Origin of the sequence: Agrobacterium larrymoorei (assembly GCF_013322225.1) — a bacterium.
GTDB classification, from domain to species: Bacteria; Pseudomonadota; Alphaproteobacteria; order Rhizobiales; family Rhizobiaceae; genus Agrobacterium; species Agrobacterium larrymoorei_A.
In genome coordinates, this window is record NZ_JAAMFB010000020.1 from 42992 (window position 1) to 55928 (window position 12937).

Genomic DNA, 12937 nt, shown 5'->3' on the forward strand with positions numbered 1-12937 from the left:
GCAACACGGAGGCGCAGATGGATCAATTGGCTGCCATGCGAGTTTTTACTCGTGTCGTCGAAACAGGCAATTTCAGCCGGGCGTCCGCTGCGCTTGGCATGCCGAAAACGACCGTTACGAACATGGTGCAGGCGCTAGAGGGGCATCTTCAGACGACGCTGTTGAACCGGACGACCCGTCGCGTGATGTTAACGACCGACGGTGCGCTTTATTACGAACGGGCGTCCCAAATTCTTTCGGAAATAGAAGAGCTTGATGGAAGCATGTCAAACGCGCATGTCCAGCCATCGGGCAGACTGCGCGTGGAAATGGCGGGTGCCTTTGCCGATACCATGGTCATTCCGAATATGTGCGACTTCCATCTGCGTTACCCACAAATCAGGCTGGATCTCGGGGTGGGAGACCGTCTGGTTGACTACATTGCCGAAAATGTCGACTGCGCACTTCGCGTAGGGACATTGCAGGATCAATCGCTGATCGCCCGAAAAGTAGGCGACCTGGAACTCGCCACATTCGCATCTCCTAGCTACATCCAGAAATTCGGCGTGCTGGAGCGACCCGAGGACCTCCAAGACAGTCATATTGCGGTGGGCTATTTCAGCGCCACGATTGGTAAAGTCTACCCAATGTCATTTGACAATAAAGCGAGAAGCGTTGAACTCACTCCAAACTATATCATTTCTGCAAATGACAGCCGCACCTATCTGACAGCTGCATTGGCGGGTATGGGTGTGGCGCAGCTTCCTAAATTCATGGCACGTGAACCTCTGGAACGTGGCGAACTCATTCAAGTGCTGCCGGAATGGGAAAACGAGACCATGCCCGTATACATCGTATACCCACAAACACGTCACGTTACCAACAAGGTCCGCGTTTTCGTGGACTGGCTGGCAAAAACCGTTCACAACGCACTGTAATCGTTGCCGGTGAATATTTCAATCGTGCTGGAAAACTTAACAGTTCAAGCGATTTGGATTTAATTTCGTAAAGACTCCGTTTCATCACGTTCTTATAAGTAATTCCCGATGGGCAGTCCGTGGAGGAGAATTGAATGAAGGCTTTGGTTCTGGAGGAAAAAGGGAAACTGTCGTTGCGCGACTTCGATATTCCCGGCGCGCTAGGCCCGAAAGACGTGCGTATTCGAACTCATACGGTCGGAATCTGCGGTTCTGACGTTCACTATTATACACACGGCAAGATCGGTCATTTCGTTGTCAACGCGCCAATGGTGCTTGGACATGAGGCATCGGGTACGGTCATCGAGACCGGTGCCGATGTTACAAATCTGAAGGTTGGTGACAGGGTTTGCATGGAACCCGGTATTCCCGATCCTGCATCGCGCGCGGCCAAACTCGGTATCTATAACGTCGATCCGGCAGTGACTTTCTGGGCAACCCCGCCCATCCACGGCTGCCTCACGCCAGAGGTCATCCATCCGGCAGCGTTTACCTATAAACTGCCGGACAATGTTTCTTTCGGGGAAGGCGCAATGGTGGAGCCTTTCGCCATCGGCATGCAGGCAGCATTGAGAGCGCGCATTCAGCCAGGAGATGTCGCCGTGGTTACCGGAGCGGGGCCGATCGGTATGATGGTGGCGCTTGCTGCACTGGCTGGCGGATGCTCCAAAGTCATCGTTGCCGACCTGGCACAGCCCAAGCTCGACATCATTGCCGCTTACGCGGGTATTGAGACCGTAAATATCCGGGAACGTTCTCTGCCGGACGCCATAACGGAGGCCACGGAAGGTTGGGGATGCGATATCGTTTTCGAATGCTCCGGTGCCGCTCCGGCAATTCTCGGTATGGCCAAATTGGCGCGGCCCGGAGGTGCAATCGTGCTGGTGGGTATGCCGGTCGATCCGGTGCCGGTCGATATCGTGGGACTTCAAGCAAAGGAGCTGCGCGTAGAAACCGTTTTTCGGTACGCCAATGTATATGATCGCGCCATCGCCCTGATAGGGTCCGGAAAGGTCGATCTCAAGCCACTAATTTCTGCGACCTTACCGTTCGAAGAAAGCATTGCGGGATTTGACCGCGCCGTGGAGGCGCGGGATACGGATGTGAAACTGCAAATCCTGATGCCCCAACAAAACTGACAAAATCGATGAGATAGCTGCAGGAAACATCTCATCGATATCAGCAGCATGAAGAGACGAGAAGGCCGCGTTACGCGGCCGTCTCGATCCAGGCGGCAACCTGCTGTGGTGCCAATTCGCGCGTGCCAAGCATAGGCTTGGCGTTGTCCGGCAACATCCATGGCTCAGTGCCATAGTTGAAGGCAAAGGTCATGTTGCCACGGCGACGGATGCGAATAGTGTCCGGCACGGGCGTTGTTTTCAGCTCCGCCTTATCCGCTACGAGGGTCAGTACCGATGACAGAAGTGCTTGATCTGCCCAGCATGCAAGATAGAGCATGTTGTCTTTTTCGGTCAGAGCCGGATCGCCATTGCTAAAACGAGCGAGCACGTCTGCCGATGTCTGAACCGTCTCCCGCCATCGGATGGCAGCGCCTGAGATCGCACCCGTTACCGCCTCGGTAAGGCCAGGGCGCAGGGTGGAAACCTGAATGATACGGTTGCCGGTTTTTTCACCGAGCAGACCTGGAGGCAGATTCTTCGGAATGACGAAGTTACGGTCGCGCGAGCCGGTGCGGGCTCCGACGAGTATCGTTCCGGTTGCTTTTCTGAGTGCCGCTTCTGCGGCAACGTCCACGTCTGTCATGCAGGGCACGACAACGAGCTTGTAACCTTCCAGAGAAGCGCCAGGGCGGACGAAATCGACATCGAGACCGAGGCGACGCAGACCTTCATACCATCGGAAGCAAAGTTCCTCATAGCGGAAATCTTTGCCCTGCGGCTGGATCATCGTCGTCCAGTAGCTCTGGTAATCGAAGACGAGCGCGACGTGAGCCTTTTCTGTCGAAGGTAAGGCGCCGAATGTCTTGAGTTCTTCGGCGACCTGCTGTGCTTCGAGACCGCCGGGAGACAGTTCATCGAGCCCGGACATGTTGAGGCCCGCATGCATCTGCTCTTGCGCAAAAGGTGCCTGCCTCCAGCGGAAATAGCTGACCACTTCCGCACCGTGCGCCAGTGCTTCCCATGTCCACAACCGCACCATACCTGGCTTCGGCACGGGGTTCCATGGGGCCCAGTTTACCGGGCCGGGCTGTTGCTCCATCACCCAGAAGCGGCCACGTCCGACACCGCGATAGAGATCGTGGTGATAGGAAGCAATATCCGGGTGAGAGGTTTGCGCCCAGCGGTTACGTTCCTCTTCCGTAAAGGGGAACTTTTCCACAAAGCCGATGGGGTAGCTGTCCCACGATGCTAGGTCGAGATTATCCGCGACCTTGAAGTGATCGAAATCCGATACGAAGCCCATGAAATTATGGGTGATCCAGCGGTCTGGCGAATACATGCGAATGAGGTCGCATTGCATCTTGTCATAGGCAGCGACCTGATCGGAATGGAAGCGCCAGAAATCCAGCCGCGTTGCCGGGTTGGGCTCGGTGACTGTCAGGTTGGGTAGGAAAACCTCATCGAAGCTGTTGACTTCCATGGACCAGAAAACAGCACCCCAGGCCTCATTCAACTGTTCCGGTGATTGATAGCGCAGGCGGAGCCAGCGTTTGAAAGCCTTGAGGTCTTCAGCGCCCCAGGACAGGATCGTATCGTGGCAGCCATATTCATTGTCCGTCTGCCAACCGACGAGACCGGGGTGCTCACCGTAGCGTTTGGCAATGATTTCCACGATGCGCGCACTTTCGCGCCACCAGGTCTCGGACGAAAATGTATAATGACGGCGTGAGCCAAAGCCGCGAACATGACCCTTTTCATCGTAAGGCAGAATATCGGGGCTCTCGTCTACCAGCCATTTCGGCGGGGTTGCTGTTGGAGTGCAGAGCACGATCTTGAGCCCCGCTTTCGTCAGCACGTCCATTGCCTGGTCAAGCCAGCCGAAATCGAAATTATCTCGGGAAGGCTCGAGTCGCGACCACGCGAATTCGCCGATGCGGACGAAAGAAATTCCAAGCTCGCGCATGCGGCGAGCATCGTCTGCCCAGCGATTTTCGTCCCAGTGTTCAGGGTAGTAGCATACACCAAGCATTATTTCGTCAGATCCCCATTGATGACCGCGAGACCATTCGCATCGAACAGATGGCAGGCCTTTGGATTGATACCGAGCTTGATCGTGTCACCCGGTCTGGCGGAAGCGAGACCATCCGCCTTCACCGAAATCTCCGAGCCATCGGCGAGTGAAACAAAGAACAGCGTCTCGGAGCCCAGATACTCCGCAAGACGAACGGTCCCTTCGATGATGACGTCACCCTCGCCGGCAGCACTGATGTGTTCCGGGCGAATACCCAAGGTGGAATCCCCGGTGTGCGACACCGCATCCAGCTTAAGCGCAGTTCCGCCAGGCAGAGTGATGGAGGTTCTACCGTCTTCTGCCTTCGACGCTTGTACGTGCTGGAAATTCATCTTCGGCGAACCGATGAAGCCAGCGACGAATAGGTTGGCGGGACGGTGATAAAGCTCCAGAGGCGAACCGACCTGCTCGATCTTTCCAGCAGACAGGACCACGATCTTGTCCGCCATGGTCATGGCTTCGACCTGATCGTGCGTGACGTAGATCATCGTTGCCTTCAAATCCTGATGCAGTTTTGAAAGTTCGGCGCGCATCTGAACACGCAAGGCCGCATCGAGGTTGGAAAGCGGTTCATCGAACAGAAAGACTTCCGGGTTGCGAACGATGGCGCGACCGATGGCGACGCGCTGGCGCTGTCCGCCGGAAAGCTGCCCCGGCTTCCGCTCCATCAGAGCGTCGAGTTGGAGCATTGTCGCTGCGCGGGAGGTGCGCTCGGCAATGACTTCCTTGGAGTGGCCGGTCATTTTCAGGCCGAAGCCGATATTATCGGCAACGCTCATGTGTGGATAAAGCGCGTAGGACTGGAACACCATGGCCACGCCACGGTCGGATGGACCGATCTTCGTCATGTCATGCCCGCCGATCGCGAGCGAACCGGCGGTAATTTCCTCAAGCCCCGCGATCATTCGCAAAAGCGTGGATTTTCCGCAGCCGGAAGGACCGACGAACACGCAGAATTCGCCATCCTTGACATCCAGATCCACGCCCTTAATGACGCTGAGCGCGCCGAATTCCTTTTTTACGTTGCGCAGGCTTACGTCAGCCATTGATAGTGCCTCCCTTTACAGGTTCCAGTTCGAGGAAAAGTGCGCTTTCCGGTTTCAGCATCGGCAGCGGCAGACCGGAGAGGCCCACGCTCGAAAGCTCGAAGCTGATTTCGCCGGAAAGCAGCTTTTTCTGCCCCTCGGAGATTCGAATGAATTCCGGCTCTGCCGGAAGTGTGTTGGTGATTTTCCAGAGCCCGCCGAAGTTAGTGATACTTTCTGGCAGTTTCAGCGGGGCGGGCTGTTCGCCCACCATCTGCGGTCCCTGGGCGACGATTACGACGATCTTTTCAGCACTTGCCGCACCCCAGGCATATCGGCCATCAACGGGGTCGATCTGGAAATTCGCGCCAGACTTGTGCAGCAGGGCACGCAGGCGCTTGTAGGTCTCAATATAGATTTTGAGTTCGGCTCGCTCTTCGTCGGTCAGTTCAAGCGGGTTGAGTTCGACGCCGAGGTGATAGGCGATGGCGACGAGCGCACGGAAAGCCAGACTATGGCGTCTGCCTGTCTGATGGTTCGGTGATGCGGAAATGTGGCTCCCGAGGATTTCCGGCGGAATGAAGGTGGAGGCTCCACGCTGTATTTCCAGCCGCTCCAGAGCGTCGGTGCAGTCCGAAGTCCAGACGCGGTGTGTGCGTTTAAGAGCGCCATAATCGATACGACCGCCGCCGGATGCGCAGCTTTCGATTTCGACATCTGGATGCGCTGAACGAACGCGGTCCATCAACGCGTAGACCGCACGGGTCTGCGCAGACGTCTTGGCCCTGCCATCGCGCCCACCGACATGGGTGAGGTCTCGGTTCATATCCCATTTGATGTAGGAGACGGCGTGATTGGAAAGCACGGCATCGACTTTTCCGAAGAGGTAGTCGGAAACCTCTCTTCGTGTCAGGTCGAGTACAAGTTGAGTACGGGACTGGAGAAGCGGCCTGCCTTCGATCTGCAGCGTCCAGTCTGGATGCGCTTTGTAGAGTTCCGAGACCGGATTAATCATCTCCGGCTCGAACCAAATGCCGAACTGCATGCCCGATGCAGTGACGTGATCGACCAGAGGTTTCAAGCCTTCGGGATATTTACGCGCATCGATATCCCAGTCTCCGAGACTCGTCGTGTCGTCATCGCGTTTTCCGAACCAGCCATCGTCCAGAACGAAACGTTCGATACCGAGTTCAGCGGCGGCTGTCGCCTGCGCCTTCAGCGAACTCATCTTATGGTCGAAATAGTTGCCTTCCCAGGTGTTGAGCGTAACCGGGCGAGGGGGCATTTCGCCGGATGGCCAATCGAGAAGCTCGTCGCGTAGGAAGGTTTGGAACGCGCTCGTGTCTGGCCCTGCGTAGGCGACAGGACTATGATAGCTTTCGCCGGACGCAAGAATGATTTCGCCCGGCTCGAAAAGTTCGCCGAGGTGTATCAGGCGCTGCCCGTCATCCGTGCGGTCGATGACCACCTGATGGTTGCCGCTCCAGCCAAGCGTTACACCGAAACGCTGCTCACCACCCTCGACAAGAAGCATGGGGAAACGATCATGCGAGGTACGCCCGCGTCTGCTCTCCTGAGACCAGATGCCATTGCCGAGCTTTTCCTTGCGGGTCTGAAACTCGCGACCCCACATGCCGGTAAAGCTCGTCAATTCCACGTCGCCAGAGGGCGCCAGGAATGTTGCTGCCATGCAGCGGTCCAACTGATATTCCGTTTCGCTACGGTTCGTTAAAACTGTCGCCATGGAAACAAGACCCGAAGTGTGGGCTCTGAGTTTGATCGCGATGTCGATCTTCGCGATACCGTCATTACCGCTGAGTGTGGTCGCACCGTCTTTATTCTCCACGCTCCAGTTTCCAAACTGAAGGACGAAGTCGCGACCCTGACGATGCCCGGCAATCGCGGGCCAACCGAAAAAGCCCATTCCGCCGGTTGGTAGCAGAACCGAAGACGGTACGGCGACATCCATGCCGTTCACGCGGCTGGATCGTTCAACCTCAAACAATGCATCCGAAGCAACGGCATCATTTCCAAAGGAAAGAATTTCCGGCATGCCAAGCGTAGGCAGGCGAAGGCTGAGGGTAAAACCGTCCGAGCCAATGGTTACGATGTCGCTCATCCCTTTGTCGCTCCCAGCGTAAGTCCAGCAATGAAATGTTTCTGCATGAGAAAGAACATGGCGACAGGTGGAAGTGCGGCCACAATCGAGCCAGCCGAAACCAGATGCCAGGCGGCAACCCATTGCCCGTTGAGGGAGTAAAGACCAGCCGTTACAGGCATGGCATGTTGCCCCTGCACCATAACCGTCGCCCAGAAATAATCATTCCAGACGAAGGTAAAGACGAGAACGGAAAGAGCGGCGATGGCGGGACGCATCAGCGGTAGCACGATGTAGCGGAAAATCCGCCACTCGGACACGCCTTCGACGCGTGCGGATTCGATCAGCGCGAACGGCAGGCCCTTGATGAAATTGCGCATGAAGAGGGTGCAGAAGCCGGTCTGGAAAGCAACATGGAAAAGCACAAGGCCCATGGTCGTATCGTAGAGACCTGCCCGCAACGTCATATCCCTGACAGGCACCATCAGGATCTGGAACGGAATGAAGTTGCCCGCCACGAAAAGGAAGAACAGAACAAGATTGCCCTTGAACTTGTAGACGGCAAGCGCAAAGCCCGTAAGGCAGGAAAGTGCCACCGCACCGATGACGGTCGGGATCGTTACCTTGAACGAGTTCAGGATGTAGAGCCCGATGGGAGAATCCCGAAAGACGGCGGTGTAATTTTCGATGCCTGCAAAGCCGGAGGGAATGCCGAAGTAGTTGCCCGCGGCCAAATCGCCCGCCGGACGGACCGAGGTGATCGCCACGCCGATCAGCGGCAGCAACCAGAGGAGCAGGGCGATGGGTAGCAGCGCCTTGTAGGCAGTTTGCGCCAGCGGAGAGGCTTTTTGGATGGGTGCCGGGAACATCAGGCGTTCCTTTCCTGGCTCAGCATGCGAACGATGAAGAGCGATATGAAAATCATCATGATGAGGAACAGAACGACAGCAATCGATGCGCCGTAGCCCATGCGGAAGCCATATTCGGACAGCGCCTGTTCGTACATGAAGTAAGACAAGACCTGGCTTGACCCATAAGGGCCACCTGCGGTCATAACGGACACGAGGTCGAAGGATCGCAGCGATCCGATCACGGTGACGACCATCGCGATGAAGGTTGCGGGTGCAAGCTGCGGCAGGATAATGTGCCACAGAAGCTTAAGCCCGCGCGCGCCATCCATGCGTGCGGCCTCCACCTGTTCAGGATTGATGTTGTTCAAACCCGTCAGATAAAGGATCATGCAATAGGCAGTCTGCGGCCAGAGACCGGCAATGATGATGCCATAGGTCACGAAGCGCTCATCCGCCAGAACCGCGATCTGCTCGCCGGTCAGCCATTCCATTAATCGTGAAAACAGGCCGAAATCCGGTGCGTAGAACCAGGTGAACATCAGTCCGACGACGACTTGGCTGAGCACGAATGGAAAAAAGAAAAGAGATTTGTAAAGCCGTATACCGCGAACCGACTGATTGAGAAACAACGCGACTGCGAGACCGGCCGGAATCGATAGCAGATAGAACACCAGCCAGATGACGTTGTTCTTCAGCGCAACGTAAAACGTGTCATCGCTCAAAAGCTCAGCGTAATTGCCGAGGCCGATCCAAACCTTTTCTCCCAGTCCATCCCAATCATGAAAGCTGATCCAGATCGATTCGAAGATCGGGATAAGAACATAGATCAAGAACATCAGCATGCCGGGGGCAAGAAATAGCCAGGGCGCAAGCTTTTGCTGGTTACGCTTCCAAAAACCGGGCGCGGAAGAAACGGTGTTGCTCATGGCGGCACCTCTTGGGCATTCCAGTAAAACCGCGGTTGCAGCTTGCGTCTGGATGATGCGTTGAAATCAGACGTCAGAGCGTTTTTGCGCTCTGGCAAATGTCATGGAAAGGTTGCCGGATGTCACAAGATCACTCTCATGCCATCCGGCGTTGGGAGGACGGAGTCCTATTTATAGACGCGGGCGCGTATCTTCTCGAGGCGGGTCAGGATCGCATCGATCTTGTCGGGCTTGACCATGAATTCCTGAAAACCTTCCATGCCAGCCTTGGCCATTTCAGCCTGTGCGTCACGGTCGTAGAATTGGGCCAGTCCTTGCGCGTTGGAGAGCATTGTGAAGCCAACTTCCAGGAATGGATCTTCTGGCTTTTGTGCCTTGTTGTTCACAGGCAGCTGGCCGAGTGTCGCGTTCATCTTGGACTGAACTTCCGGAGAGGCGACATAGGCGAGGAATTTCTTGGCATCTTCCTTGTTCTTTGCGCCGGCAGGGATATGGAATGTATCCGTTGGTGCCTCTTCGGCGGGAGGGAGACCAGGAGTGATTTCCGGGAATTGCAGGAAGCCGATCTGCTCTTCCTTCAGTCCACCGCTCTTGAACGTGGCAACTGCGAAGTTACCCATCAGATACATAGCAGCCTTGCTCTGCACCATTTGAGGGACGGCATCCTGCCAGTCGATGGCCGCGTGGTTTTCGATGAAATAGCCCGGCTTCACAAGTTCCGCCCACTTCTCGAACACGGCTTTCACGCGTGGATCGGTGTAGGGAACCTTGCCCGACGTCAGCTGCATGTGGAAGTCGTAGCCGTTGACACGCAGGTCGAGATAGTCGAACCAGCCGCCTGTCGGCCAAAGTGCTTTGGTGCCGATGGTGAACGGCGTGATGCCAGCATCCTTCAGCTTTTTCGATGCGGCAAGAAGCTCATCCCATGTCTTGGGCGGTGTAATGCCCTGCTGCTGAAAGATGTCCTTCCGGTAATAAATTCCCCACTGGTAATAAGTGTAGGGAACGCCCCACTTCTTGCCGTCGATGGTCATCGAGGGAGCCGCAGACTTCAACTGATCGTCGAGGCCATTCGCCTGCCATACGTCTGTGACATCAAGCAGGAGATTGGATTTTACGAAAGGATCCATGCGGTTGCCCGCGTACCATGCCACGACATCCGGTGCGTCGGCAGTCAGGAAGTTTCGGATCGCGGACTTGTAACCCTCATGGTCGAAGTTATTCCACTTCACCGTGATATCCGGGTTCGCCTTCTGGAAGTCCGCAATCAGCTCTTCCATCGCCTTCTTGGGCACAGGATCGGAGTGATCGGAGTTGATCGTGATCTCGCCTGCGAAGGCGGTCGAGAACATCGCTACCGAAAGCGCGAGCCCGCTGAGGCTTTTCAAAAGGGTCATGTGTTCCTCCCTATGACCGTTGATAAATCCGAATGAAAGGTAATTGAATACCACCACCTCATCCTGAATGCAGCTTGGCTTGATCATTGGTGGCAAAACAGCAATATTCTACCGCGTTTTATGATATTTTTTCCGGAATCCTAAGGTATGCCGAACGTTCGACCGCTTTCCCAAGATGAATCTATTCCGGCGCATCCTGATCACGATCCACGCCATCCGCTCGTGGTTTTTGGAGATCATCGCTTCTGTGGTGGAGAGGCATCCTATGTGCAGGTGATGCCGGGTCCCCACATGCATAGCCAGGTTGAGCTGAACTTCGTTCTCGAAGGACACATGACCTATTGGTTCGATGGTCGCGAACTGACACTGGATAAGGGACGTCTCTGCCTGTTTTGGGGAATGATTCCGCATCAAGTCATTGACCGTGAAGAGGGTACGCAGTTCGTTTGCCTGTATATTCCCATGTCTTTCTTTCTGGGGCTGGCCAACCTGACACGCTTTCGCGATGCCGTTTTTCGCGGCGCAATGATAGAGGCTACGGAATTGCGCTCCTATGATCATGAGATTTTTCAGCGATGGCGGGATGAACTTCGCTCAGGCGACGAAGGGCTGATCGAGATCGTACGCAACGAACTGACCGCCCGCGTTCTTCGCATAGAACGGGATGGCTGGCGCGATCTGCGAGAGGAGGGATCGGCTATCGCGAGCCTTGGGGTCAATGACAGCGAGCGGATAGAGCATGTTGAGCGTATGCTAAGATACATTGCCGAGCATGCATTGGAGAGTATTTCCGCTGAAGACGTTGGCGCAGACGCGGGGCTTCATCCTAATTATGCCATGTCGATCTTCAAACGTGCGGTGGGATTGACCATCAATCAGGCGATCATTCGCCATCGGCTCGATACGGCGCAGTCATTGCTCATCGCCACGGACCTGTCGATAACCGACGTCGCATTTGAATCCGGCTTCGGTTCAGTTTCGCGCTTTTATCAGGCATTCACGGAAAGGTTTTCAGTTCAGCCCAAGAAGTATCGCGTTTCGATGCGAAGCAAAGCGTAATCGCGCTCTTGTTAGATCGTGCGCTGAACCAATTCCGAGGCCATGTGTTGAGGCGGCACTGCCTTTAAACAGAGTTTTTTCAATGACAGCCAGATCGATGCCTGAACGTTTTGTTTTGCTGGACGGAATTCGTGGTGTCGCAGCAGTGGCAATCGTTCATAGACATGCAGAGTTTTTCTTTGGTCGCCCGGAAGCGTCGAGCTATCTCGCGGTCGATCTGTTCTTTGCCCTCAGCGGCTTCGTTCTGGCACATGCCTACGGTAAGCGGTTGCAAAACGGAACGGTATCGCCAGTGAGGTTCATGGTAGCGCGATTTTTCCGGCTTTACCCACTTTACATAGTTGCGCTGGTGTTGATGGCGGCTTTCTTCGTCTATCTTTTTCTGGAAGGTTTACCCACACCAATAGATGATCTTCACCGCAACATCGATCTCGGAGAGCTTGCATTTGCGCTGATGACGGGCATGCTGTTTCTTCCAACTCCATTCACACTTACTCTTAATGGTGCGCTTTTCCTAGTCAGCCCGGCATGGTCGCTGTTCAACGAACTGGTAGCCAACGCCGTCTATGCTCGGTGGGGTGTTCACGCTCGTACCCGGGCAATTGCTATCCTATTGGTGATTAGCGTGCTCGGATTGACGATAGCGGCACATCAGTTCGGAAAGTTGCACGCAGGTTTCAGATGGCATGAGATGTATGCCGGAATGGCGCGAGTATTCTTTTCGTTTTTTGCCGGAGTTTTGATCTATCGTTTCCACACTGGTCATCAGCAGTTCAACCGCATAATTCCATGTATCTGTCTCGCTCTGGTCTGTGCGGTTCTCTTCGTTCCTATCGACGATGACATTCGCCCGCTCTTCGATCTTTTCATCGTCCTGTTGGCATGGCCTTCACTGTTGATCGTGGCTAGCAGATACACGCCGGGCAAATCGCTGGCAGCTATTTCGACATTTCTCGGGACGGCGTCCTACGGCCTATATGTGCTTCACATTCCACTGCTCGCTTGGATCACGTTTCTCATGCCGTGGCTTGGAAACGAGGGCTTGGCTTATAGCGCAGGGATAGCTTTTACGGTTTTTGCGACCTGTCTGGCTTGGTTCCTGACGCGCTATCTCGATGAGCCGATGCAGCGACGATTGAAGCAGAGCCTGAGAATGAAGATCGTTAGCGCGAGCGTAAGTTAAGGGTCTGCGGCCTGACTGCGTGTTCGCGTTATCCACCAGAGTGCTCGAATTGACCATCATTTGGTGGCAAACCGAAATTCTCCCATAAAATCAAACACTTCCGATTTTTCTGTAATTTCTGTTGATGTTGGTGTTGACTATGTTCTGGGTGTTCCCTTATAAGTCCGCTCACTGACGAGGGCGGCGGCGCTGCTGGCGACGAAGTTCCTCGTTCTAAAGAAATCACGATATGATGAGCGGGTTGCTTGTT

The 12937-nt window shown here is 55.0% G+C and carries 11 protein-coding genes; 4 read left to right on the top strand and 7 right to left on the bottom strand.

The window, feature by feature from the left end:
• Positions 1 to 17 precede the first annotated feature (17 nt).
• Both G6L28_RS13190 and G6L28_RS13195 read left to right on the top strand, forming a co-directional pair.
• The gene (locus tag G6L28_RS13190) at positions 18 to 917 is read left to right on the top strand and encodes a LysR family transcriptional regulator (protein WP_174064287.1); all 900 of its coding nucleotides are present in this window, start codon (positions 18 to 20) and stop codon (positions 915 to 917) included.
• Between the two features lie 134 nt (positions 918 to 1051).
• Positions 1052 to 2095, top strand: a complete 1044-nt coding sequence (locus tag G6L28_RS13195; RefSeq protein WP_174064288.1) for an NAD(P)-dependent alcohol dehydrogenase — start codon at positions 1052 to 1054, stop codon at positions 2093 to 2095.
• Positions 2096 to 2165: 70 nt separating this feature from the next.
• On the opposite strand, the gene G6L28_RS13200 is transcribed toward G6L28_RS13195, so the two are convergent.
• The 6 genes from G6L28_RS13200 to G6L28_RS13225 all read right to left on the bottom strand — a co-directional run bounded on the left by G6L28_RS13200 (position 2166) and on the right by G6L28_RS13225 (position 10445).
• Entirely contained in the window at positions 2166 to 4106 is a 1941-nt protein-coding gene (locus tag G6L28_RS13200) for a beta-galactosidase (protein WP_174064289.1), read from the bottom strand.
• Positions 4106 to 5194 (bottom strand): ABC transporter ATP-binding protein, encoded by a 1089-nt coding sequence (locus tag G6L28_RS13205; RefSeq protein WP_174064290.1) that lies wholly within the window; start codon positions 5192 to 5194, stop codon positions 4106 to 4108. The genes G6L28_RS13200 and G6L28_RS13205 overlap by 1 nt, the downstream gene beginning before the upstream one ends.
• Positions 5187 to 7292, bottom strand: a complete 2106-nt coding sequence (locus G6L28_RS13210) for an alpha-galactosidase (RefSeq protein ID WP_174064291.1) — start codon at positions 7290 to 7292, stop codon at positions 5187 to 5189. Before G6L28_RS13210 ends, G6L28_RS13205 begins: the two co-directional genes overlap by 8 nt.
• Positions 7289 to 8140: a carbohydrate ABC transporter permease gene (locus tag G6L28_RS13215; RefSeq protein WP_174064292.1), complete on the bottom strand. Its 852-nt coding sequence runs from the start codon at positions 8138 to 8140 to the stop codon at positions 7289 to 7291. Before G6L28_RS13215 ends, G6L28_RS13210 begins: the two co-directional genes overlap by 4 nt.
• Positions 8140 to 9048, bottom strand: coding sequence for a carbohydrate ABC transporter permease (locus G6L28_RS13220; protein ID WP_174064293.1), 909 nt, complete (start codon positions 9046 to 9048; stop codon positions 8140 to 8142). Before G6L28_RS13220 ends, G6L28_RS13215 begins: the two co-directional genes overlap by 1 nt.
• A 167-nt stretch (positions 9049 to 9215) precedes the next feature.
• Positions 9216 to 10445, bottom strand: coding sequence for an extracellular solute-binding protein (locus tag G6L28_RS13225; RefSeq protein WP_174064294.1), 1230 nt, complete (start codon positions 10443 to 10445; stop codon positions 9216 to 9218).
• 147 nt (positions 10446 to 10592) lie between these two features.
• On the opposite strand from G6L28_RS13225, the gene G6L28_RS13230 reads away from it, so the two are divergent.
• Complete coding sequence (locus G6L28_RS13230; RefSeq protein ID WP_174064295.1) at positions 10593 to 11504, top strand: helix-turn-helix domain-containing protein; 912 nt, start codon at positions 10593 to 10595, stop codon at positions 11502 to 11504.
• Between the two features lie 82 nt (positions 11505 to 11586).
• Positions 11587 to 12687: an acyltransferase family protein gene (locus tag G6L28_RS13235; RefSeq protein ID WP_174064296.1), complete on the top strand. Its 1101-nt coding sequence runs from the start codon at positions 11587 to 11589 to the stop codon at positions 12685 to 12687.
• 28 nt (positions 12688 to 12715) lie between these two features.
• Here the strand turns inward: G6L28_RS13235 and G6L28_RS22785 are convergent.
• The coding region (locus G6L28_RS22785; RefSeq protein WP_210265775.1) for a hypothetical protein at positions 12716 to 12937 on the bottom strand (222 nt) is incomplete at its 5' end.